Source organism: Hyphomonas atlantica corrig. (genome assembly GCF_017795365.1).
Lineage (GTDB): Bacteria > Pseudomonadota > Alphaproteobacteria > Caulobacterales > Hyphomonadaceae > Hyphomonas > Hyphomonas atlantica.
On record NZ_CP051254.1, the window covers coordinates 2,762,666 to 2,783,277 of the forward strand.

Below are 20,612 nucleotides of genomic sequence, written 5' to 3' on the forward strand. Positions count from 1 at the left end.
ATCGATGGAATTCAATCCCCTGCCCGCCGTCACCACCTTTGCGGCCCCTGTTTTTGTCGCTTCAGTCGCCTTGGAGTGGTGGGCGGTCAAATCAGGTCGCGCTCAGGGGCGATACGATACCAAAGATGCTGTGGCTTCGCTCGCTATGGGCCTCGGCAATGTCATCATCAATACGCTGACCGGTTCTGTCGCGATCTGGATGATGCTCGTGGCTTGGCCATTTCGTATCCTGACCTTGCCTTTCACGCTCTGGTCCGCCTTGGCAGGGTTCGTGCTCTACGACTTCATCTATTATTGGAAGCATCGCTTCGCGCACCGGGCGCGCTGGTGGTGGATGGAACATGTCACCCATCATTCCTCGACCAACTACAATTTGACGACGGCCCTGAGGCAGCCTTGGTTTGGCCCGTTCACTGGATTGATATGGATCGGTTTGCCAATGGTCGTCATAGGCTTCCACCCTTACGTCATTTTCTTTGTGGGCGGTCTGAACCTGCTTTACCAGTTCTGGATTCATACTGAGGCCATCGACAAAATGCCTCGGTGGTTCGAGGCGGTGTTCAACACACCGAGCCATCATAGAGTGCATCACGCCACCAATCCCCGCTATCTCGACACCAACTTTGCCGGCGTCTTCATTATCTGGGACAAGGCGTTTGGTACTTTCGTACCCGAGCTGGAAGATGAGAAGCCAATTTACGGAATCGTGAAGCCGCTCAACGATCACAACCCAATTGTCATCGCGTTCCATGAGTTTTTCGGTCTTTTGAAAGATTGCGCGTCTGATGGATGGCGGCCGCACCATTGGATCGGCCGACTGATCAATGCGCCTGGCTGGTCACCTGATGGCAACCACAATCGCTCAACCGAGCTTAAATTCGCATATCTGGAAGACAATCCAGACAAACGAGACTCGCCTGGCTTCCCGAAATAGCCCTAGCTGACGCGACGTTGCCGGTAGACGAACGTCCACGTCTGACTAGAAACTTCTCCTGAAAGTCGAACGCGCTCGACAGTAGCCGCGCCGATTCTGGAGGAAACCATGCATCCCTGTCACCACGCCAAAACCCATCCGGACAAGCCCGCCTATATCATGGCTCCATCTGGGAAAACCGTCACGTTCAAGGAATTGGACGAGCGGTCAAATCAGATCGCTCACGCGTTTCGCAATGCTGGCCTGAAGCCCGGCGACACGATCGCCTTGTTCGCAGAGAACTCAGCTCGCTACTTCGAAATCTGCTGGGCGGCGCAGCGCTCAGGCCTTTACTTCGTCTGCGTATCGTCCCGGCTCACCGCACCCGAGGTTCAGTATATTATTGAAGATTCCGGTAGCACTCTCTTGATCGCCAGCGCGGGCAAAGCCGACATTGCAGAACAGGTGAAGGAACTGACATCGTTAGGTCACTACTGGTGCATCGACGGAAATATCGACGGCTTTGATGGCCTGGAAGCACATCAGACGGCTTTTTCCACAACACCTATAGCCGACGAAATGGCCGGCACAGATATGCTGTATTCTTCCGGCACCACTGGCCGCCCAAAAGGCATTCGGCCGCCACTGGAACCAAACACCCCGATAGATGCAGACAATGTTCTCCTTCAGATCACCCGCGCACTTGCCGGGGCCGGGCCGGACAATGTCTATCTGTCGCCAGCACCGCTGTACCATGCTGCGCCGCTACGTTGGTGCATGACATTCACTCGCCTCGGCGCAACGCTGGTGGTGATGGAGAAATTTGATCCAGAAGCCTTCCTCGACTGCGTTCAGACTTACAAGGCCACGCACACGCAAATGGTGCCAACCATGTTCGTGAAACTGCTCAAACTGCCGGAAGATGTTCGCAATTCATATGATGTAAGCAGCCTGAAATTCGTCATCCACGCTGCCGCGCCTTGTCCGATCCCGGTCAAAGAGCAAATGATAGAGTGGTGGGGCCCTATCATCGACGAATACTATGCCGGGTCCGAAGGGAACGGCATGACATGGGCCAAGAGCGCGGAATGGCTGGAGCACAAAGGCACTGTTGGCCGCGCCATATTCGGCGAACTTCACATCTGCGATGAAAACGGCGACGAAGTGCCCGTTGGCGAAGAAGGCCAAGTATATTTCGGCGGCACAGCCCCGCCAAACTATCACAACGACCCGGAGAAGAACGCTTCCGCGCTCAATCCAAAGCATCCGGACTGGTCCTCTTTGGGAGACGTCGGAAAAGTCGACGACGATGGCTTCTTGTATCTGACGGACCGAAAGGCGTTCATGATCATCTCAGGGGGGGTGAATATCTATCCGCAGGAAGCAGAGAACGTCCTCATCACACATCCTAAAGTCGCCGATGTCGCCGTCATCGGTGTGCCGGATGAAGAGTTTGGCGAAGCTGTTAAGGCCATTGTGCAGCCAATGCCGGGAATTGCACCATCAGACGAGTTGGCCTCCGAACTACTGGAGTTCTGTCGCAGCGAGCTGTCCAAGATCAAATGTCCAAAATCTGTCGATTTCGATCTTGAGCTGCCACGCCACCCAACCGGAAAGCTCTACAAGCGGCTGATCCGCGATCGTTACTGGGGCAAGAAAGAAAGCCGGATCGTTTAAGGTTCGTGTGTGTGATTGGCGCCTTGCCCTTCCGTAAATCTTGCGGAATGGGCGATCCCGGTCCACAACATCTTCAAACCAATAGGAGGATTATATGGCGGACCCACGCACCATTGCTTACGATGATCTCGAATCGCTTGCCGGCCAGGAAGTTGGCGTGTCCGATTGGCATGTGATTGATCAGGATCGCGTCAACATGTTTGCTGAGGCGACCGGAGACCATCAGTGGATCCACGTCGACGTGGAGCGCGCCACCAAAGAGCTCGGTAGCCCGATCGCGCATGGCTTCCTGACATTGTCACTGCTGCCCATGCTGGGCTCTGAGGTGCTCCGCGTTTCCGGCACAACACGTGGCATCAATTATGGCTCTGACAAAGTTCGTTTCACGAACATGGTCCCCGTTGGCTCCAAGGTTCGTCTGCGTCAGAAATGCCTGTCTGTGGAACCGAAGGCGGGTGGCAAGCAAATGAAGATGGAAGCGACCGTGGAGATCGAAGGACAGGACCGTCCGGCACTCGTCGCTGAGTCTATCACAGTGCTGTACGGCTAGACCCGGCCCCAGAGATAAATACCAGGAAAAGACCGCCAGTTTGGCGGTCTTTTTTTGTTTGCCATTTGTCGCCATTGCAGAGTTGGCAATGGCGTGATCAGGCCGAACGCCTATATCATGGTCAGACGCGAATACGGAGCCTGTCATGACCAAGACCAGAATTGAGCGGTCCGACCGCGAATGGCGCGAAATGCTTACAGAAGAAGAATACCGAGTTGGTATTCGTGAAGGCACAGAACGCGCTTTTACGCCCGGCAATCATAATGATGAGAAGCGAGACGGCCTCTTTCATTGCAAGGGATGCGATACACCGCTTTGGTCGTCTGAACACAAATTCGACTCCGGCACGGGTTGGCCGAGTTTCTGGCAACCTGCCAGCGAGGGCGTCGTCGCAACCAAGACAGATTTCAAGATGATCTTGCCCCGCACCGAATGCCACTGCGCGATCTGTGGAATGCACCAAGGTCATGTCTTCAAGGATGGCCCGCCTCCAACAGGTGAGCGCTGGTGTATCAACGGCGTGGTGCTGGAATTCAGACCAGCCGAATAGCGCTGGACAATATCTGGCGCACCTGATCCTATTCGGGCAAATCATACCCCCGGAGATTCAATTATGCGCCTTTCCCTTCTAATGATTAGCGCTGCCGCAGTAGCGCTCAGCACCGGATGCACAATGACCGAAACTTCTTCCCAGAAAGCGCAAACCGCAGCACCAATACCTGAAAACTCGCCGGTGACCTCACAGCCTGCACCTCCAGTCGCGGCCCGTGTCGACCATGAGATCACACAAGTCGGTCGAACGCGAAATGATCCCTACAACTGGATGAAGGATGAGAATTGGCAAGAGGTGATGCGCGACCCTTCCGTGCTTCGCCAAGATATTCGAGACTATCTCGAAGCAGAAAACGCTTTCACCAAAGCGGCACTTGAAGACCCGACAACCGCATTGCGCGAAGAGTTGTTCAAGGAAATGAGAGGGCGCATCAAGGAGGATGACAGCTCTGTCCCCGAAATCGATGGTCCTTACGCCTACTATACCCGTTTCCGCGAAGGCGGCGAATATGCAATTATCGCGCGCAAGCCCGCAGACAAGGCATTTGACGACAGCGCAGAAGAAACGATCCTGCTCGATGGAGATGCACTGGCCGAGGGCAAGGAATACTTTTCATTTGGCGGTATAGACACCTCACCTGACCACACTCTGATTGCCTACGCGACAGATACTCAAGGAAGCGAATTCTACTCGATCCGCCTCAAGAACATCGAGTCAGGAGACGACCTTGGCGTCCATATAGACAACGCCTACGGTCCATTCGAGTGGTCGTCTGATGGAAAGCGCATTTTCTGGATCCATCGTGATGAGAATGCCCGGCCCGACTCCGTATGGCAGCGTGATCTCGAAACCGGCGAAGACACCCTGGTTTACCGCGAAGAAGATCCCGGAGTATTCCTGAGCATCAACAAGAGCACGAGTGAGGAAGTTATCTTCATCAGCGCTTCAAGCCATACGACGTCTGAAGTCTACTGGTTCCCAGTAGAAGAAGCCGATCCAGCCCCTCGTCTCATCGCCGCGCGCGAAACCGACAATGAGTACAATGTCGCCCACTGGGACGACCAATTCTACATTCTCACCAATCTGGATGGCGCTGTTGATTTCAAGCTGATGCGTGCACCCATGGAGTCGACGAGCAGGGATGATTGGGAGGAAGTTATTCCCCATCGGCCCGGAACGCTGCTTCTGGGCATGCAGCCACAGAAGGACTATTTAACCATTATTGAGCGCGAAAACGGTCTGCCTCGCATCGTCATTCATGCGCGCAAGGACGGCTCCAGTCATGAAATCAGTTTTGAAGAGGCAGCGTACTCACTCGGTCTGGATAGCGGCTATGATTTCGAAACGCCTGTTCTGAGATTCGAGTATTCGTCTCCAACTACTCCGGAACAGGTTTTCGATTATAATCTAGACACGCATGAACGAATTCTGCGGAAGACGCGGGAAGTGCCATCCGGCCACTCCCCGGATGAGTATATTGCAGAGCGCCTGATGGCACCGTCATGGGATGGCGTGGAAGTACCAATCACTCTGTTGCGACACAAGACAACTCCGGTGGATGGTTCTGCACCGATGCTTCTCTACGGATACGGCTCCTACGGAATCACCTACCCGGCAGACTTCCGCACAAGCCGCCTCAGCCTGGTCGATCGCGGAGTTGTCTACGCCATCGTTCACCCGCGAGGCAGCAAGGCGAAGGGTTACCAGTGGTATCTGGATGGAAAGCTTGAAAAGAAGCCGAACACATTCAAGGATTTCATTGCAGCCGGACACTATCTCGTTGAGCAGAATTACACGAGCAAGGGCAACATCGTCGCTTATGGCGGATCGGCAGGCGGCTTGTTGATGGGCGCCGTAGCAAACATGGATCCGGAACTGTTCGGCGGAATCATTGCGGCAGTGCCATTCGTGGACGTGGTAAACACCATGTCTGATGAGAGCCTGCCGCTAACCCCTCCGGAATGGCCGGAATGGGGCAATCCGCTTACATCTGCGGAAGACTACGATACGATCATGGCCTACAGCCCTTATGACAATGTCGCTGATCTGGCCTATCCGCCGATGTTGATCACGGGTGGGCTGTCCGATCCTCGCGTTACCTATTGGGAGCCGACGAAATGGGCGGCGCGACTGCGTCACGATGCTCCGAATGGCGGCCCTTACTTTCTGCGTATTGAAATGGAAGGCGGTCATGGCGGCGCTTCCGGGCGTTTTGAAGGCCTGAAAGATGTCGCACTGGACTACGCGTTTGCGCTCGCCGCGATGGGCAAGGTTGAGAGCGTAAAACTGCAGGACGAATAATCGCAATTCCGAACCGTCCGGTCCTTCTTCAGGATCGGACGGAAATGGTCGGAGCGATAGGATTCGAACCTACGACCCCTCGCCCCCCAGGCGAGTGCGCTACCGGGCTGCGCCACGCTCCGACTTCGGCGGCTTGTACCCAAGCCGCCTCTCTTCCGCAATGTCTTATGTGGGATCAGGCTGCGCGTTCTTGGCGAACGGCATCCAGACGAGCCTTCAGATCCGTAAGACCCACAAGCGTGTCTTGAAGCTTGTCATCTCGAACGTCTGCTGGGTCAGACCTGAATGCCTCTTCAACCGTTTTCTGAAGCTCTCTAGCCGGGCTTGTACCGAGTGTTGCTGCGCCAGATAGCACAGCTGCAACGCCTTGTTCTGCCAACAGCGATTTGGCTCCCTTCAAGGTCAGTCCCTTTTCGTGGACCAGGATCTGAATTGCTCTGAGCGCATCCAGATCCTGCGGACGGAACATACGTCGCCCGTCGGCACGTTTGATAGGGCGTACGTCTTTTGTGAATTTGGTTTCCCAATATCGGATGACATGTGTCTCCAGACCGAGTTCCCCTGCCGCTTCACCGATAGACCGGAACGCTTGAGCGGATTTATGGATACGGGCTCGGCTTGCCGACATGAGAGGTCCTTTCTGACTATTTATGATCCACCAATGATTTGAGCATTGGTGAAGGGCGGAACGTGACGACGCGGCGCGCGGCAATCACGGCTTCCTCCCCGGTTTTTGGGTTTCGGCCCTCCCGTGGTGCCTTCGAGCGCACCACGAAATTGCCAAAACGGGAGAGCTTCACCTCATCCTCTGTCTCCAGAGCAGAACCGATCAGTTCCAGGGTCCGATCCAGCAGATCGGACGATTCCTGACGCGTAACGCCAACTTCCCGTACGATCGCATCCGTGACTTCGGCCCGGGTGACGGTCTGATTGCTCATGGGGATTCTCCCGCTTTGGTTAATGATTGAACGAATTTCGTTAACGGATCCCTAGCGGATCCGTTGCGTCAGTTCTTTGATAATGCTGATTTTTGATGATCAGGCTAGAGCCGGAATAGACTTGCGCCCCAGGAAAATCCCCCGCCCATCGCTTCTGACAGAATCAAGTCGCCGGGTTTGGCGCGACCGCTGCGGACTGCGTAATCAAGTGCCAGTGGAATAGATGCGGCAGACGTATTCGCATGTTGGTCGACCGTGATGACAACTTTTTCGTCATCGATGTTCATGCGCTTGGCAACGGCATCCAGAATACGCTTGTTCGCCTGATGAGGCACGAACCAATCGATTTCTTCGGAGGACAGTCCGGTTTCATCCAGCACCGCCTGAATTGCCGATGAAATATTGGCAACTGCGTGCCGGAACACCTTGTTACCTTCCATACGCACATGCCCAATCGTCCCTGTAGAGCTCACTCCACCATCGACGTAGAGCAGATCTGACTTGGTTCCGTCAGTTCGGATGTGGTGGGTGATCACACCGGCATCTTCCGCGCCATCCCACTCTTCAGCTTGCAGCACCACAGCGCCGCCGCCATCACCGAACAGGACGCACGTGCCGCGGTCCGACCAATCGAGAATGCGCGTGAAGGTTTCCGCACCAATCACGAGAGCCGTGTTAAATAGCCCCTGCTTCAAAATCGAGTCAGCAGTTGCCAGGGCAAAGAGAAAGCCTGAGCAAACAGCCTGCACATCGAAGGCTGCACCTTGTTCAATTCCAAGTTTCGCCTGAACCGCAGTGGCGGTTGCCGGAAAGGTTCGGTCTGGTGTTGTGGTCGCCAGCACGATCAGATCGACATCAGAGGCATTCATTCCGGCCGCTTCAAGTGCCTGCTTCGCTGCGCCAACCGCAATATCTGATGTGACCTCGTCATCAGCGGCCACGTGACGACGGGTTATGCCAGTTCTCTCGATGATCCACTCATTGGTCGTATCGACCATTTGGGACATGTCATCGTTTGTCAGAACCTTGGCTGGCAGATAGCTGCCAGTTCCACGGATAAAGCTGCGCCGTGCCATGATCTACCTTTACATAAGACGCCTATTCGGCGGCTATACCCTTCTGCCGGATCTTGTTCAGATTGTGGGCGACCTCTTCCCGGAAGTGGCTATTCGCGAGATCAGCTGCAAGTTCACAAGCACGCGCAAACCCTTTTGCGTCTGTACCACCGTGGCTTTTCACGGAGACACCGCCAAGACCCAGCAACACACCACCATTTACATTGCTGGGGTTCATCTGCTCGCGCAGCTGCTTCAAGCCGCCAATGGCCAGTACTGCGCCAACCTTGGAAAGAATGTTTGATGTCAGCGCTTCGCGCACGCGAGTACCGAGCATCCGCGCAACGCCTTCGCCAGCCTTCAATGCGACATTGCCAGTAAAACCGTCAGTTACAATGACGTCCACTGTTCCAGTCGAAATGTCGTCGCCCTCGATGAAGCCATGATAATCAAGGTCCAGATCCGAGTTCCTCAGAAGCTCGTGCGCTTCTCGGATCTCGTCGTGACCTTTCATTTCTTCGGAGCCAATATTCAGAATTCCGATCGTCGGTTTCTCAATTCCAAGAATGGCGCGCGCATAGGCCTCGCCCATGATCGCGAACGTTACCAATTGTGCCGCATCCGCCTCAAGATTTGCACCTACGTCCAAAACGACGCTGCGACCACGAAGCGTTGGCCAGGCTGCCGTCATGGCTGGCCTGTGAACGCCATCCATCTTGCGCAGGACAAGCATCGAAATGGCCATCAGCGCACCAGTATTACCCGCCGATACCGACGCATGGGCGCGGCCAGCTTTCACGTCCTCAATCGCATTCCACATCGAAGAGCCCTTGCCTCGACGTAGAGCCTGGCTGGGCTTCATATCGCTTGTAATGGCCAAGTCCGTATGAACGATCTCAATTCTTTCTGTTGCTTTCGAAAGCAATGAAGCGAGTTTGGTTTCATCGCCATGAAGACGCACGCGCGCACTGGGGCGAGCGGCAACAAACAACTCAGCACCCGCGACGGTTACGTCCGGGGCGTCGTCGCCCCCCATCGCATCAATTGCCAGAATCAAGCCGTCAGCCATAGGGCTATCACGCTCCGTGAAGTCACTTGGGTTACTTTGCGGTGTTTACGGCGCGCCTCGGGCATTGGCAACGCCGCTCATGTGCTGGAGGTCTCGTCGTCCGCAGGAAGTGCCCAATCGAAATCGCCCGCAAGGACAGTATCATCGTCAAGGGCATCCAAACGATGTCTGTTGTGTAACAAGTACAGCGCCAGAAGCCGTTCTCTTCCCGCCTCACTCAAAGCGTTTCGCTGAATGCAAGCAATTACCGCCTTCGTGGAATCTTCGCCGGATTTATAGACGGCCTCGGTAAGCGCCTTCCCAAGACCGTAATGAACTTCCGCAAGTTTGCGGACTTTGCGGGCAATAGAGGAATCGCCCACTCCGGTTTCCCGATAGGCCGCGTCGAACTGGTCCAACACTGTGGTATTGAGCCGTTCGGCAATTTTCCTCGCACGCGTAGTGTTGATTCGCCCGAGACGGCCGAGCACTAGCGTGGCGTGAATCGTAATCATCGCGGCACGGCCCTCAAAACTGTCTATCGCGGCCCCTTGTTCGTACAAAACCGGTCTCAGCGATGCCGCAGCCATACCGGAATACAGGGAGTCTGAAGACTTTCGAATCTGTTTGCTGTCACTGTTCCAAAACTTGGGAAACGCCATCAAACCTGCACTCCTCCGCTTGCCAAGACGTGCCACCAACAGCTAGGTCTTTCGTGTCGAATTAACAGGAGTAGTCCTATGTCGCGATGCGCGATACTGGCACTGTCACTTGTGGCTCTGCCTCTTACAGCCTGCCTCACGCCCTCGCGTGACTATCATGGCTATGTGGCTGATGAGGCACAACCCCGGGAAATGAAACCTGGCGAAGACACTCGGTCGAGCGTTCTGGCGCAACTCGGCTCGCCTTCGACGACAAGCATTTTCGACGAGAACACCTGGATCTACATGTCCGAACTCCAGGAACGCGTCGCGTATTTGAACCCGAAGGTCAAATCTCGCAGTATCGTGGCCATCCGATTCGGAGAGGATGACGCGGTAGAGGAAGTGGTAGAATACGACGAGAATGCAGGCCAAATCGTCAATTACGCCTCTCGCGAAACACCCACACGGGGACGCGAACTCGGCTTCTGGGAGCAAATCTTCGGCACAATCGGAGCCGTTCAGCTGCCACGAACTGATGAGGCTACACCGGACAATCCAACTGGTCGCCGGTAGCCAATTCATTGCAGCTGGAATTCGCTCGGTCCAACCGAGATAGATCACCTTTGCCACGATTTAATAGAATCGAACTCGCGCAACGGAAGAATATGCGTTAACATATTCGAGTTGTTGGCCGGATAGGCGCAGGAAATGCGGAAGATATTTCAAGCCGTCCGCCAGAATTGGCGTCGATGAATCGAGTGGGTCACCCCTCGTAGGCTTCGCCATTACAGCAGGAGGTTGGTGATGGTTTGGAGACTTCCCTTTTTGCGCAAGACGCTGAATTCACTTCAGCTGTCGAGTCGGAGTACGCCGACACTTCGCTCTAGAAATAACGACGCTCGTCACAAAGGTGAGGCGGCGAAGGACTTGGCACGGAAACGCCTCGATCAGGCAGACGCGTTTTCTGAATCCCGAAAACTGGATATATCTCAGCAGCTCGGCTGATTTCAGCTCGTCTGTTTGTCCTGATTGGATTTTTCTTTTAGCCGCAGCTCATCCAGCAAATCCAGAAGATGCTGAGGGCACGGCTCGTTGAGCACACTGGCGTATGCATCACGCAGTGCTGACCCAAGTTGGCGACCACGCTTCAAGTCCAGTTCGATAACGTCTGGCGAGTGTCTCGCGGCCTTTCCCATGTGTGACTCCCCCCGAAATCCCCTCGCATACCCGACCGCCCAATCCGATCAACCACGCTATTAAATAATTAGCACTGAAAAGGATTAATATGCGCTTACAATTCATCCTGTCCGAGAAAAATACATAAATATGTATCTCGAATATTCTACGGGACCGGAAGCCGTGCGAGCTTGGATTATGACTAGCTAACCTGCCGCCACGGAGCGGGTGGACATTCAATGCACGCATGTTGACTATATGAGAATGATCCATGGTCCCACTTCGCAAACATATATTTCGCAACGCCTCCGTCTTCATTATGCCGACTGGGGGAATGAAGGCGCGCCCCCCCTGATCCTGCTTCACGGCGGGCGAGACCATTGCCGCAGTTGGGACTGGACAGCTCAGGAATTGCGGCAGGACTGGCACGTTATCGCACCCGATCTTCGCGGACATGGTGACAGTGCCTGGTCTGCAGATGGAGAGTATTCTGCGCGCGCTTGCGTTTATGATTTCGCACAGCTGATCCATCAGAAGAAACTCGCGCCAGTGACAATCGTCGCGCACTCTTATGGCGGGAATATCGCACTCCGATATGCGGGCATTTACCCAGAAAATGTTCGCAAACTCGTCGCGATCGAAGGTCTCGGACCTTCACCCAAAATGCTGGAAGAACGCTTCGGACGACCAATCGACGAACGCATGCGCGAGTGGATCGAAGCAAAGCGCGGTATCGCTGGCCGAGTGCCAAAACGATACGCCAGCCTAGAAGACGCCTTTACGCGCATGAAAGAAGAAAACAGCTATCTGAATGACGAACAGGCACGCCATCTAACCGTCCACGGAATCAGCCAAAATGAAGATGGCACCTGGTCTTGGAAATTTGACAACTACTTCCGCACATTTCCACCATACGACATGGCGCATGCAGATCTTGAATACCTTTGGGGTCAGATCACCTGCCCTACGCTTCTGCTGTACGGCGAGAAAAGTTGGGCTTCGAATCCTGCGAAAGACGGGCGTCTCCAGAATTTCCGAAACGCTGAAGTCAAACTGTATCAAGATGCAGGACACTGGCTGCACCATGACAAATTTGACCAATTCATCTCGGACCTGAATTCCTTTTTGTAGATTCCTCTCCCTAGGACACAGGTGGCGCCGCAGGCTGACGGCGGTACACTCCCCCTTCTTAAAAAACAGGGGAAACGTCATGACTGATCCATTGCTGAACTTCACAGGTAAAGTTGCCCTTATAACCGGCGGAAGCCGAGGGCTTGGCTATCAGATGGCCATAGCTCTCGCTGAAAGAGGAGCCGACATCATCGTCGCGAGCCGCAAACTTGAAGCGTGCGAGGCGGCGGCGGACGATATCCGCAAATTGGGAAGGCGCGCTCTTGCTGTCGCCGCGCACTGCGGAAAATGGGACGAGATTGATCGTTTGGTTGAAACGGCATATACAGAATTTGGGCGTGTAGACATTCTGATCAACAATGCCGGAATGGGGCCTCGCATGGCTAGCCATGACGTGCCTGAAAACCTGTACGACAGTATACTGAATTTGAATTTGAAAGGCCCCTACCGCCTCGCAAGCGCCCTCGGTGAGCGCATGAAGTCACAAGGGTGCGGCAGTATCCTGAACATTTCGTCTGTTGCAGCACTTCAGCCCCTTGCCCAAGTCGTTCCTTACAGCGCCGCCAAGGCAGGGCTTAACGCCATGACCGTCGGCATGGCCAAAGAGTACGCCCCTGAAGTCCGGGTGAATTGTATTTGCGCCGGCCCTTTCCTGACGGATATAGCCGAAGCGTGGACAGAAGAGGCCCGTCAATCTGCCGATAACGCGCTAGGCAGACCAGGACGACCGGAGGAGATTGTGTCGGCGGCACTCTACCTTCTGAGCGATGCCGCAAGCTTCTCAACAGGCTCAATCATCACGGTCGACGGCGGAGTTTAATCTATCCCCAGCCCAAGTTCAGAGAGCACAATTTCTGTATGCTCACCAATTCTGGGAGCGGGTGAAATTTCTCTTTCTGGCTGACCGCGGAACACGACTGGAGGTTGGGTTTCCCAGTATCCGCCTTCAGTTGGGTGCTCACGTCTCTTGAAAAAGTTTGTGGCAATCAGATGAGGGTCCTTCTGGAGATCCGGAAAGTCATTCACACGAGCAGCCGGAATGTCAGCCTTTCCCAACTCATCCAGCCAATACTCAGTTGGCTGCTTTTCAAAATACTCCTGAACACGCTCCATCATATAGTCTTGGTTGAAGAACCGACCCTTGCGATCAGATATTCTTTCATCCTCCAGCTCGTGCGGCGCCCCCATGACATCAAACAGCTTGATCCACCGAGCATCCACATAAGGTGCGATCACAATCCAGCCATTTGACGTTTTGAGGGGCTGCCGTGATGGATCAACCTGCCGCTGATAAAGGAACGGTCCAACTGGTGGATCGAACTCCGCCTCGTAAAAATGCTCTTCCAGAAGGAAATGCGTGACGCACTCAAACATCGGAACTTCCACATGAACAGCTTCCCCTGTTCGATCACGATGGTGCAAGGCCGCCAGCGTCGCATACATTGCATGCATTCCGGATACCTTGTCAGCAAACGCTGTCGGGATGAACCGGGGGCGTTCATTCCCATCAACTTTGGGCAATAGCATCGTCGCGCCGGACAGGCCCTGGATCAGGTCGTCATAGGCTGGACGACCGGCGTACGGGCCATCAGACCCAAAGCCCAGACAGTGCACATAAACGATGTCAGGCTTGATGGCCTTTACCTCATCGAATGTCAGGCCGAGCCGGGCCACGGCGTCTGGCCGAATATTGTGAATGAATACGTCACTTTCACCGATGAGTCTCCGGATGGCCGCCTTCCCCTCATCTGATTTGAGGTCCCAGACGACAGACCTTTTTCCGCGATTTATGGTAAGGTGGCATGGCCCCATGTTCCGATTGTTGGCGGGCTTACCAACGTTTCGAAAGTCATCCCCCCCCTGCGGCTCCACTTTAACAACGTCTGCGCCAAGGTCTGCCAATGTCTGGGTGCAATATGGCCCGAATATCACGGTCGTCATATCAGCGATCTTGATATCTGACAGAATATTGGTGCCGGGCATTCACACTTCCTCCTACGCGTTCATTTCCACGGATCAGTCGTCCGCTATCGTCGCGGAGAATTAGAGAAGGTGTCGTTGGGACAGACAAGCGATCAAACGAAAAATCACGGGAGATTCAGCTGTTCTTGATCCCGCCATTTGAGGCTTTGAGCCAACGTTCGGTCCATCCTGCGAATACGCGGCATATCGAAAAATTTCTTGCCTTCGAAGACTATTGGTTAAGCTTGTAGTCAGGAGATGCACGGACAATCAAAATTATTATAGCGGGACGCCGCCACGCCCATGGAAGAGTTTCCGAGTCGGATACGTCATACAAATGACCGCTATGCAATCGATTGTATTTTTCTGTTGCAATCGATTGCAGTCGATGCCTATAAGGCAATATGCCGGATTACCGGATGAGATATCGACTGGTGAAAACACCAGCAGTGACAGGGAGGAAGAAGTCATGTCGATCACTCGCAATTCTCTTTTGTTGAGCGCCGGCGCCGTCGCGCTCGTTTATGGCGCGTCTGCGCAAGACGCTATTGAGGCCACCGAATCCGAGGCTCGTCAGGAAGTCGTGGTCGTGACCGGCGTGGTAAAATCTGGTGGTCAAAACCGATTGGACAGCTCTATCTCTGTCAGCAGTCTCGACCAGTCGGAACTCATGAAGACCGCGCCCCGGAGCACATCCGAAATATTCCGCGCCCTGCCCGGCATTCGCGCTGAAAGTTCAGCTGGAGGCGGCAATTCCAATATCGCGGTGCGCGGCATGCCACTGTCCACTGGCGGCGCTAAATATGTCAGCCTGCAGGAAGATGGCCTCCCAATCCTTCTATTTGGCGACTTCGACTTCGGCCCAGCAGACGGGTTCTACAAAGTTGACAGCACGCTCGATCGTGTAGAATCAGTCCGCGGCGGCACGGCCTCCACGCTGACCACGAATGGCCCCGGCGGCATCATCAATTTCATCTCAAAAACCGGTAGTACCGAAGGCGGATCAATCGCACTCAGCACAGGCCTCGATCATGACGACTATCGCGCCGATTTCGAGTATGGCGGCTCATTGTCTGACAGCCTGTATTTCCATGTCGGTGGCCACTGGCAGCAAGGTGGCGACTACCGCGATCTGGGGTTTGACGCAGTAAGTGGCGGCCAAATTCGCGCCAGTTTGACCAAGGAATTTGAAAGTGGCTTCATCAGGGTCAATACAAAATGGCTCGACAAGGCCGACGCCACCTACATGCCGCAGGCGGCAGGTCTGTCAGGCAATGAAGTCACTGACAGCATAGCCGGGTTTTCCGCCACCAATGACAGCCTTCATAGCCCCTTCATCCGCAATGGTCGCGATGTGGACGGCGAAAACACAGTCAACAACTACGATCTGGCTGATGGCATCCGCACCCAGCTCAAGTCATTGGGAGTACAGGCGAATTTTGATATCGGCGCAGGTATCAATCTGGACGCCAAGGCACGCTACCAAGACATCTCAGGATATTTCAATGCCCCCTTCACGCACGCTGTCAGCGACGCGGACACCCTGCTCGCCGGCACCTATGGGGGCGCGACAGCAAGCTTTTTCAACGGCCCCGGCACGGGCAATCCGGTCACGTCGGACACCTTGCTCGCTGCAACTGGCAATTCGCTGATCTCTGAAGTCGCCTATTTCAACACAGATCTCGACGATATGAGCAATTTCGCTAGCGAATTGCGTGCGTCGAAATCTCTGTCGCTGGACGGGTCAACACTTGACCTGACCGCAGGCTATTTCTTCATGAATCAGAAGTTCGTCCAGGATTGGCATTGGAATCGCTTCCTGACGTCAACAGATACCAATGCGTCGCTGATCGACATCGCTGGCTTCACTGACAACGGCATTCTGGGCTACAATCAAGCTTTCGGATGGACGGGCACCAACCGAAATTATGATCTCGAATACCAAGCGCGCGCGCCATTTGTTGCCGCAAACTGGGCACTGGACAATGGCCTGACGCTCGACGGATCCATCCGACTGGACACATTGGAGCAGACCGGCACCCGCACCGAAGGTGCACCCGGCGCATTTGATGTCGATGGTGACGGGGTCATTGATGCGCCGGAGACATCGGTCTCGCTCAATACCGGGCTCGGAGGCGTAGCGAACTTCGAAGTAGACCATACGTCTTTCACGCTTGGCGCAAACTACCTGATCTCGGAATCATTGTCGGTGTTCGGACGCTATAGCGAGGGAGCGGCCTTTAATGGCGAGCGTCAACTGTTTAATTCGCTCAACGCCGGCGGAGGGCTCGTCCCAGGTGGAGAAGAAACCTTTGTGGATGAAACCCAACAGTTCGAGGCAGGTCTGAAATGGCAGGAATCCGGCGACGCCGTTCCAGGCCAGCTCGATCTCTACGTCACCTATTTCAATGCTGAAACGAAGGAAGACAACTACGAGATCACAACGATGACCGCGCTGGGCAACACATATGTTTCCCAAGGCATCGAGACAGAACTCAACTATGCCTATGAAGGGTTCGACCTTAGCGGATCTGTCACGTTCACAGATGCAGAAATCGACGCGAGCGACACGGCACCGACAAATGTGGGCAACACGCCGCGCCGTCAAGCGGATTGGATATGGTCGTTGACGCCATCCTATACAATTGATGGCCTCGGCCGTATTGGCGTGAACTTCACCGGCACGACTGACACTTACGTCGATGACGATAACGTCTACGTCATGCCAGGTGCCACGGTGACAAATCTCTTCGCTGATTGGGACATCACCGACCAGGCAACGCTTTCCATTGGCGTCAACAATGTCTTTGACGAAGTGCTGTTCACTGAAGCAGAAAATGGACGCGTTTTCGACACGGACGGCAACGGAACACCCGACGTAATTGTAGCTCGCTCCATCAACGGAACTTCTGCGACCGCAACTTTGCGCTACAGATTCTGATCCACCCAGATCAGGAAGCTGCGTATCCCCCTGCGCAGCAAGGCCCGCCTACTCCCGCAGGCGGGCCTTTTATTTGCGCCACATGTCAGTACTGTATTGGCCTAACACTCAGCTGTTGAATCACACGCCAATTGAATTTGCATAAGTAATTTCTTGATTTATTCTGCGTATTCAAGTCAGTAACTGGCGTCGAATAGCTGCGCCAGGAACGCAACCATGGTCAGATGCGGCCAGCCAAACAAGACACAGCCAGTAGAAGGGAAGATAAGCCAAATGAATGATCACGTGGCAAAATCATCCAGAAAAATGACAATGGCTGAGTTGGCCAAGCTAGCCGATGTAGATGTTTCCACTGTCTCTCGCGCACTGAATGACAGCCCCTTGGTCAAGGAAGAGACCAAGAAGCAGATCATGAAGATTGCTGCAGAGACCGGCTATGCAGTTAACGCATCCGCTCGAAATCTGCGCCGACAATCGTCTGAAGCCTTGGGAATCGTGATTCCCCTTCGGCCGGAGTCCGGTCAGACGATCTCGGACCCGTTCTACCTGGAAATGGTCGGTGCGGTCAGCAAGGCCGCATCCGCCAACGGATATGATCTGATTGTCAGCATTCCGCGAGAAGACGAAACGATTGCTGAACGCCGTCTCCTACAAACTGGAAAAGCCGACGGTCTGATCGTGATCGGCCAGGCTGGCATGTCCAAGCGACTTGAACACATAGGCCCGCTTGCTTCGAAAATAGTCGTTTGGGGCGGACAGACCGGGCACACAAACTACACCCTCGTCGGGAGTGACAATGTGGATGGCGGTCGGCTTGCAGCTGATCACCTGATCTCGATTGGTCGATCACAGATACTTTTTCTTGGGCCCATCAATCTGCCAGAGGTAAAGTTGAGACACCAAGGATTCCTGGAAGCCCACGCGAAACATGGAAAGCACTGGGACACCAACTTATTGCTGGAGATTGAGTTTGGCGGCCGCAATGCCTTTGAAGCCGTGATCGCAATGCTGGATTCCGGCACCAAATTTGACGCCATCTTCGCCGCCTCAGACGTGCTCGCGATGGCTGCCCTGATGGCACTGACATCCCGCGGCATCCGCGTTCCTGAAGACGTCGCTGTGACGGGTTATGATAATATCAGCCAGGCCAGCACAACGACTCCTCCACTGACAACGATTGATCAGAATATTGAACAAGGTGGACGCATGATGGTGGAGAAACTGCTTGCGCAACTCTCAGGAGAATCCGTCAAATCGGAATTGACACCTACCCGCCTGATTGTTCGGGAATCCACTTCGGGCGAGGCACAGCCTACTCAGTAGAAAGATCTAATTCTGGCAGCTCTATTTGGCGGACCGGCGGGAAGCTCAATTGTGCATCTTCGCCTGCACGCTCCGTAAACGGCCCAACAATCGTCGCACTTCCATTCGTCAAATCATGGGAGAGCATGCTCGCACCAAACATGCAGTCCAGCCCGCCCAATACACTCCCGGATTTCGAGCAAGGTCGCCAAGAGCCATCCAGCGCACTTGAAAGATAAAGACGCTGCTGCATCTCAACTTCGCTATCCGGCTGCCCCTCATACATTCGATTGCATGCGGAGATCAAAAGCAACCAATTGTCCGTTTCGGCATCATAGTACAGCTTTGGCACCTCGGACTGACTGTACTCATGGGCATCCGGAAGAAGGATGGGGGGCATAAGGTCAGCGCTCACCTTTCCGCCCTCATCCCGATATATGACCGCACGCGCAATTGCAGGCACCGCGGGCCCGACCTTTGCTGACCAGAATGCGTTCAATTGTCCATCTTTGTCTCGCACCAAGAATGGATCTCGCCAGGCCATGATTGGCCCGCCCTCTTCCCCTGCGCTATCTCCAAGCCGATCACGTGGCCCGAGATAGAAACCCAACGCCGTGATCTTATCATAGTCGCGCATGGGGCAACTAATTGTCTGCACGCTTCCACTTTCGACTGTGCCATCAGACTGGCACTTGCCTATGCATATCGTTTGGAGAAAAGCACGGTCGTCAGCGACATCTCGGATGCCGGTATATCCGAACAGCACGTTACCGTCAGTGTTCTGGAGAACGGACCCGCTCCATACGTTATGGGCGTCTGCACCATCTGGTGCACTTCCCGGCTCGATTGCGACCCCACAATCAGTCCACGTAGCCCCCGCATCCAATGAACTGAAATGGCGCACATGAAAGCTGTGATCGTTGCGCCGCGACGGTTGAATATTGCCTCCATCGAGGCTCCGCCTACTCAACGCAAGGCAATACAAATGCAACGCACCATCCTCGGTTTTCTCTGTCCAGGAATCCCATAGCCACAGATCGGGATGACGAATTCCGCCGACGAACGGCGTTTCGCTTGGCGCTGGTATGGGAGCGGTACGACGAACCATAAAATTTCCTAAGTGTACTCGTGTTGATCAGCCGCTTCGAGAGCAGATGCAGCTGGATTTGCGACCCAATTAATCAGCCCCATGACAAACAAGAGGCCTGCAAAGGCCGTGGCCAGAATAAATCCAATTCTCATATCGCCATTGCCGAACTGATCGCTCACAACTGCCATTAGCAACGGCGCAAAAGCTGCGGATGCTGCCGTGAAGAACAAGATCAGGCCCGCAACAGCGCCATGATCACTTTTTGGGAAGCAACTGATGCCTTTTGAATTCAACGTTGGATAAATCATCGACATGAAAAGTCCCGACAACGGAAGAAGGAAAACCGCTGCCGTTTTTCCGAGAAGCGCACTCGCAAGAAAGCAGCCGAAGATAATTGCCGTGAAAGCCAGCATTACCAATTTCCAGTCAACGAACCGCAACACAATTGCTCCCATGAACCGACCGATCGCGCGGAGTACGAAGAAGATCATCACCGAATAGGCCGCAAATCCCATCGCCCACTCTGTTCCCGTGAACCCTTCAAGAAAGGTCGGTAGCCATACAAATATCGCCACCTCGCAAGCGACGTAGAGCGCTATCGCAAGTGAAAATCCGAGCGCGTGCACATTCCCCAAAAGCGATAGTGTATGCCCAATCGAGGCTGGCGTTTCTTTTTCGCCAGACATGGGCGGATATTCTGTCACCAGTGCCGCAACAACCATTAAACCACATAGGCATGCCGCAATCATGTAGAGCCACGTCCAGGACAGTCCCTGCGATGTGAGCCACACGACAAGTAGCGGACCGATGATTGCGCCTACACCGAAAAACCCTTCAACAGCATTCATTCGTGCCGTGTGATCTTGCGTCGAACCGGCCAGATCGCCAATCAACGCCAATGCTGATGTTTTGAATACACCGATCGCCAGTCCCGAGATGAAGAGCAATGCGAAGTACAACTGAAAACTCTGACCAGACATAAAGAGCGCACTGGCAACACCATACAGGGCCAGTCCGCCAATAATTGTGGACTTCCTCCCGAACCGATCCGCAAGAAAGCCAAGGCCGATACCGCTCGCGGCAATAGCGACCATCGTTGCCCAATGGAAAGCACTCGCCTCGGTGTTGGTGAGGTTCATATCCACGCGCGCGATCTTGATAATTTCGCCAACTGCGTCCGTGGTCATCGCAAACATGAAGAACATCGCATAGGTAAGCGCCGACACCAGATGGCTACCGGTCCGTCGCGACTGCTGCGATTCCTGTACACTTTTATGCATCTTGTCGTTTCCTCTCCATCTGTGGTATTAAATAATACAATCGATTGCAAT

Annotated in this window: 19 protein-coding genes and 1 tRNA gene; 10 read left to right on the top strand and 10 right to left on the bottom strand. The window is 54.3% G+C overall.

What is annotated here, in order from left to right:
• The first annotated feature begins 4 nt into the window (after positions 1–4).
• The 5 genes from HF931_RS13365 to HF931_RS13385 all read left to right on the top strand — a co-directional run bounded on the left by HF931_RS13365 (position 5) and on the right by HF931_RS13385 (position 5,994).
• Positions 5–934 (top strand): sterol desaturase family protein, encoded by a 930-nt coding sequence (locus HF931_RS13365; RefSeq protein WP_035552101.1) that lies wholly within the window; start codon positions 5–7, stop codon positions 932–934.
• Between the two features lie 108 nt (positions 935–1,042).
• Complete coding sequence (locus tag HF931_RS13370) at positions 1,043–2,590, top strand: acyl-CoA synthetase (protein WP_035552104.1); 1,548 nt, start codon at positions 1,043–1,045, stop codon at positions 2,588–2,590.
• 94 nt (positions 2,591–2,684) lie between these two features.
• Positions 2,685–3,140 carry a MaoC family dehydratase gene (locus tag HF931_RS13375; RefSeq protein WP_035552106.1) on the top strand — a complete coding sequence of 152 codons (456 nt, stop codon included), beginning with the start codon at positions 2,685–2,687 and terminating at the stop codon, positions 3,138–3,140.
• 145 nt (positions 3,141–3,285) lie between these two features.
• Positions 3,286–3,690, top strand: a complete 405-nt coding sequence (gene msrB, locus HF931_RS13380; RefSeq protein ID WP_035552109.1) for a peptide-methionine (R)-S-oxide reductase MsrB — start codon at positions 3,286–3,288, stop codon at positions 3,688–3,690.
• 123 nt (positions 3,691–3,813) lie between these two features.
• Positions 3,814–5,994, top strand: coding sequence for a S9 family peptidase (locus tag HF931_RS13385; protein ID WP_241764187.1), 2,181 nt, complete (start codon positions 3,814–3,816; stop codon positions 5,992–5,994).
• A 45-nt stretch (positions 5,995–6,039) separates the two neighbouring features.
• Here HF931_RS13385 and HF931_RS13390 read toward each other — a convergent pair.
• The 6 genes from HF931_RS13390 to HF931_RS13415 all read right to left on the bottom strand — a co-directional run bounded on the left by HF931_RS13390 (position 6,040) and on the right by HF931_RS13415 (position 9,697).
• Positions 6,040–6,116 (bottom strand) — tRNA-Pro (locus HF931_RS13390).
• 53 nt (positions 6,117–6,169) lie between these two features.
• The gene (locus HF931_RS13395; RefSeq protein WP_051602684.1) at positions 6,170–6,622 is read right to left on the bottom strand and encodes a MerR family transcriptional regulator; all 453 of its coding nucleotides are present in this window, start codon (positions 6,620–6,622) and stop codon (positions 6,170–6,172) included.
• Positions 6,623–6,638: 16 nt separating this feature from the next.
• Positions 6,639–6,932: an integration host factor subunit alpha gene (locus HF931_RS13400; RefSeq protein WP_035552112.1), complete on the bottom strand. Its 294-nt coding sequence runs from the start codon at positions 6,930–6,932 to the stop codon at positions 6,639–6,641.
• 104 nt (positions 6,933–7,036) lie between these two features.
• The gene (locus HF931_RS13405; protein ID WP_273240471.1) at positions 7,037–8,008 is read right to left on the bottom strand and encodes a beta-ketoacyl-ACP synthase III; all 972 of its coding nucleotides are present in this window, start codon (positions 8,006–8,008) and stop codon (positions 7,037–7,039) included.
• Positions 8,009–8,030: 22 nt separating this feature from the next.
• A complete protein-coding gene (gene plsX, locus HF931_RS13410; protein ID WP_273240473.1) occupies positions 8,031–9,056 on the bottom strand; it encodes a phosphate acyltransferase PlsX in 1,026 nt (341 codons plus the stop codon).
• 77 nt (positions 9,057–9,133) lie between these two features.
• Entirely contained in the window at positions 9,134–9,697 is a 564-nt protein-coding gene (locus HF931_RS13415; protein ID WP_273240475.1) for a ubiquinol-cytochrome C chaperone family protein, read from the bottom strand.
• Between the two features lie 78 nt (positions 9,698–9,775).
• Between HF931_RS13415 and HF931_RS13420 the strand changes: the two genes are divergently transcribed.
• Positions 9,776–10,252 (top strand): outer membrane protein assembly factor BamE, encoded by a 477-nt coding sequence (locus tag HF931_RS13420; protein WP_035552119.1) that lies wholly within the window; start codon positions 9,776–9,778, stop codon positions 10,250–10,252.
• 434 nt (positions 10,253–10,686) lie between these two features.
• Here HF931_RS13420 and HF931_RS13425 read toward each other — a convergent pair whose 3' ends face one another.
• Positions 10,687–10,875, bottom strand: coding sequence for a NepR family anti-sigma factor (locus HF931_RS13425; protein ID WP_035552125.1), 189 nt, complete (start codon positions 10,873–10,875; stop codon positions 10,687–10,689).
• Between the two features lie 244 nt (positions 10,876–11,119).
• On the opposite strand from HF931_RS13425, the gene HF931_RS13430 reads away from it, so the two are divergent.
• Both HF931_RS13430 and HF931_RS13435 read left to right on the top strand, forming a co-directional pair.
• The gene (locus HF931_RS13430; RefSeq protein ID WP_081806142.1) at positions 11,120–11,986 is read left to right on the top strand and encodes an alpha/beta fold hydrolase; all 867 of its coding nucleotides are present in this window, start codon (positions 11,120–11,122) and stop codon (positions 11,984–11,986) included.
• A 79-nt stretch (positions 11,987–12,065) separates the two neighbouring features.
• Positions 12,066–12,806 (top strand): SDR family NAD(P)-dependent oxidoreductase, encoded by a 741-nt coding sequence (locus tag HF931_RS13435; protein WP_035552130.1) that lies wholly within the window; start codon positions 12,066–12,068, stop codon positions 12,804–12,806.
• On the opposite strand, the gene HF931_RS13440 is transcribed toward HF931_RS13435, so the two are convergent.
• Complete coding sequence (locus tag HF931_RS13440; protein ID WP_035552132.1) at positions 12,803–13,969, bottom strand: CaiB/BaiF CoA transferase family protein; 1,167 nt, start codon at positions 13,967–13,969, stop codon at positions 12,803–12,805. The genes HF931_RS13435 and HF931_RS13440 overlap by 4 nt on opposite strands.
• A gap of 448 nt (positions 13,970–14,417) precedes the next feature.
• On the opposite strand from HF931_RS13440, the gene HF931_RS13445 reads away from it, so the two are divergent.
• Entirely contained in the window at positions 14,418–16,889 is a 2,472-nt protein-coding gene (locus tag HF931_RS13445; RefSeq protein WP_273240478.1) for a TonB-dependent siderophore receptor, read from the top strand.
• A 312-nt stretch (positions 16,890–17,201) separates the two neighbouring features.
• Complete coding sequence (locus tag HF931_RS13450) at positions 17,202–18,212, top strand: LacI family DNA-binding transcriptional regulator (protein ID WP_051602727.1); 1,011 nt, start codon at positions 17,202–17,204, stop codon at positions 18,210–18,212.
• Here HF931_RS13450 and HF931_RS13455 read toward each other — a convergent pair.
• Positions 18,202–18,828: a glycoside hydrolase family protein gene (locus HF931_RS13455; protein ID WP_035552139.1), complete on the bottom strand. Its 627-nt coding sequence runs from the start codon at positions 18,826–18,828 to the stop codon at positions 18,202–18,204. The two genes, HF931_RS13450 and HF931_RS13455, sit on opposite strands and share 11 nt — an antisense overlap.
• A gap of 479 nt (positions 18,829–19,307) precedes the next feature.
• Positions 19,308–20,561 (bottom strand): MFS transporter, encoded by a 1,254-nt coding sequence (locus HF931_RS13460; protein ID WP_051602685.1) that lies wholly within the window; start codon positions 20,559–20,561, stop codon positions 19,308–19,310.
• Positions 20,562–20,612 lie beyond the last annotated feature (51 nt).

What these genes read in the sequence shown, in the direction of transcription:
- HF931_RS13450 (WP_051602727.1), top strand. Translation starts at nt 17,202, where the DNA reads ATGGCTGAGTTGGCCAAGCTAGCCGATGTAGATGTTTCCACTGTCTCT.
- HF931_RS13455 (WP_035552139.1), bottom strand. Translation starts at nt 18,828, where the DNA reads ATGCGCGACTATGATAAGATCACGGCGTTGGGTTTCTATCTCGGGCCA.
- HF931_RS13365 (WP_035552101.1), top strand. Translation starts at nt 5, where the DNA reads ATGGAATTCAATCCCCTGCCCGCCGTCACCACCTTTGCGGCCCCTGTT.
- HF931_RS13370 (WP_035552104.1), top strand. Translation starts at nt 1,043, where the DNA reads ATGCATCCCTGTCACCACGCCAAAACCCATCCGGACAAGCCCGCCTAT.
- HF931_RS13435 (WP_035552130.1), top strand. Translation starts at nt 12,066, where the DNA reads ATGACTGATCCATTGCTGAACTTCACAGGTAAAGTTGCCCTTATAACC.
- HF931_RS13425 (WP_035552125.1), bottom strand. Translation starts at nt 10,875, where the DNA reads ATGGGAAAGGCCGCGAGACACTCGCCAGACGTTATCGAACTGGACTTG.
- HF931_RS13430 (WP_081806142.1), top strand. Translation starts at nt 11,120, where the DNA reads ATGATCCATGGTCCCACTTCGCAAACATATATTTCGCAACGCCTCCGT.
- msrB (WP_035552109.1), top strand. Translation starts at nt 3,286, where the DNA reads ATGACCAAGACCAGAATTGAGCGGTCCGACCGCGAATGGCGCGAAATG.
- HF931_RS13385 (WP_241764187.1), top strand. Translation starts at nt 3,814, where the DNA reads ATGACCGAAACTTCTTCCCAGAAAGCGCAAACCGCAGCACCAATACCT.
- HF931_RS13395 (WP_051602684.1), bottom strand. Translation starts at nt 6,622, where the DNA reads ATGTCGGCAAGCCGAGCCCGTATCCATAAATCCGCTCAAGCGTTCCGG.
- HF931_RS13400 (WP_035552112.1), bottom strand. Translation starts at nt 6,932, where the DNA reads ATGAGCAATCAGACCGTCACCCGGGCCGAAGTCACGGATGCGATCGTA.
- HF931_RS13440 (WP_035552132.1), bottom strand. Translation starts at nt 13,969, where the DNA reads ATGCCCGGCACCAATATTCTGTCAGATATCAAGATCGCTGATATGACG.
- HF931_RS13420 (WP_035552119.1), top strand. Translation starts at nt 9,776, where the DNA reads ATGTCGCGATGCGCGATACTGGCACTGTCACTTGTGGCTCTGCCTCTT.
- plsX (WP_273240473.1), bottom strand. Translation starts at nt 9,056, where the DNA reads ATGGCTGACGGCTTGATTCTGGCAATTGATGCGATGGGGGGCGACGAC.
- HF931_RS13375 (WP_035552106.1), top strand. Translation starts at nt 2,685, where the DNA reads ATGGCGGACCCACGCACCATTGCTTACGATGATCTCGAATCGCTTGCC.
- HF931_RS13445 (WP_273240478.1), top strand. Translation starts at nt 14,418, where the DNA reads ATGTCGATCACTCGCAATTCTCTTTTGTTGAGCGCCGGCGCCGTCGCG.
- HF931_RS13405 (WP_273240471.1), bottom strand. Translation starts at nt 8,008, where the DNA reads ATGGCACGGCGCAGCTTTATCCGTGGAACTGGCAGCTATCTGCCAGCC.
- HF931_RS13415 (WP_273240475.1), bottom strand. Translation starts at nt 9,697, where the DNA reads ATGGCGTTTCCCAAGTTTTGGAACAGTGACAGCAAACAGATTCGAAAG.
- HF931_RS13460 (WP_051602685.1), bottom strand. Translation starts at nt 20,561, where the DNA reads ATGCATAAAAGTGTACAGGAATCGCAGCAGTCGCGACGGACCGGTAGC.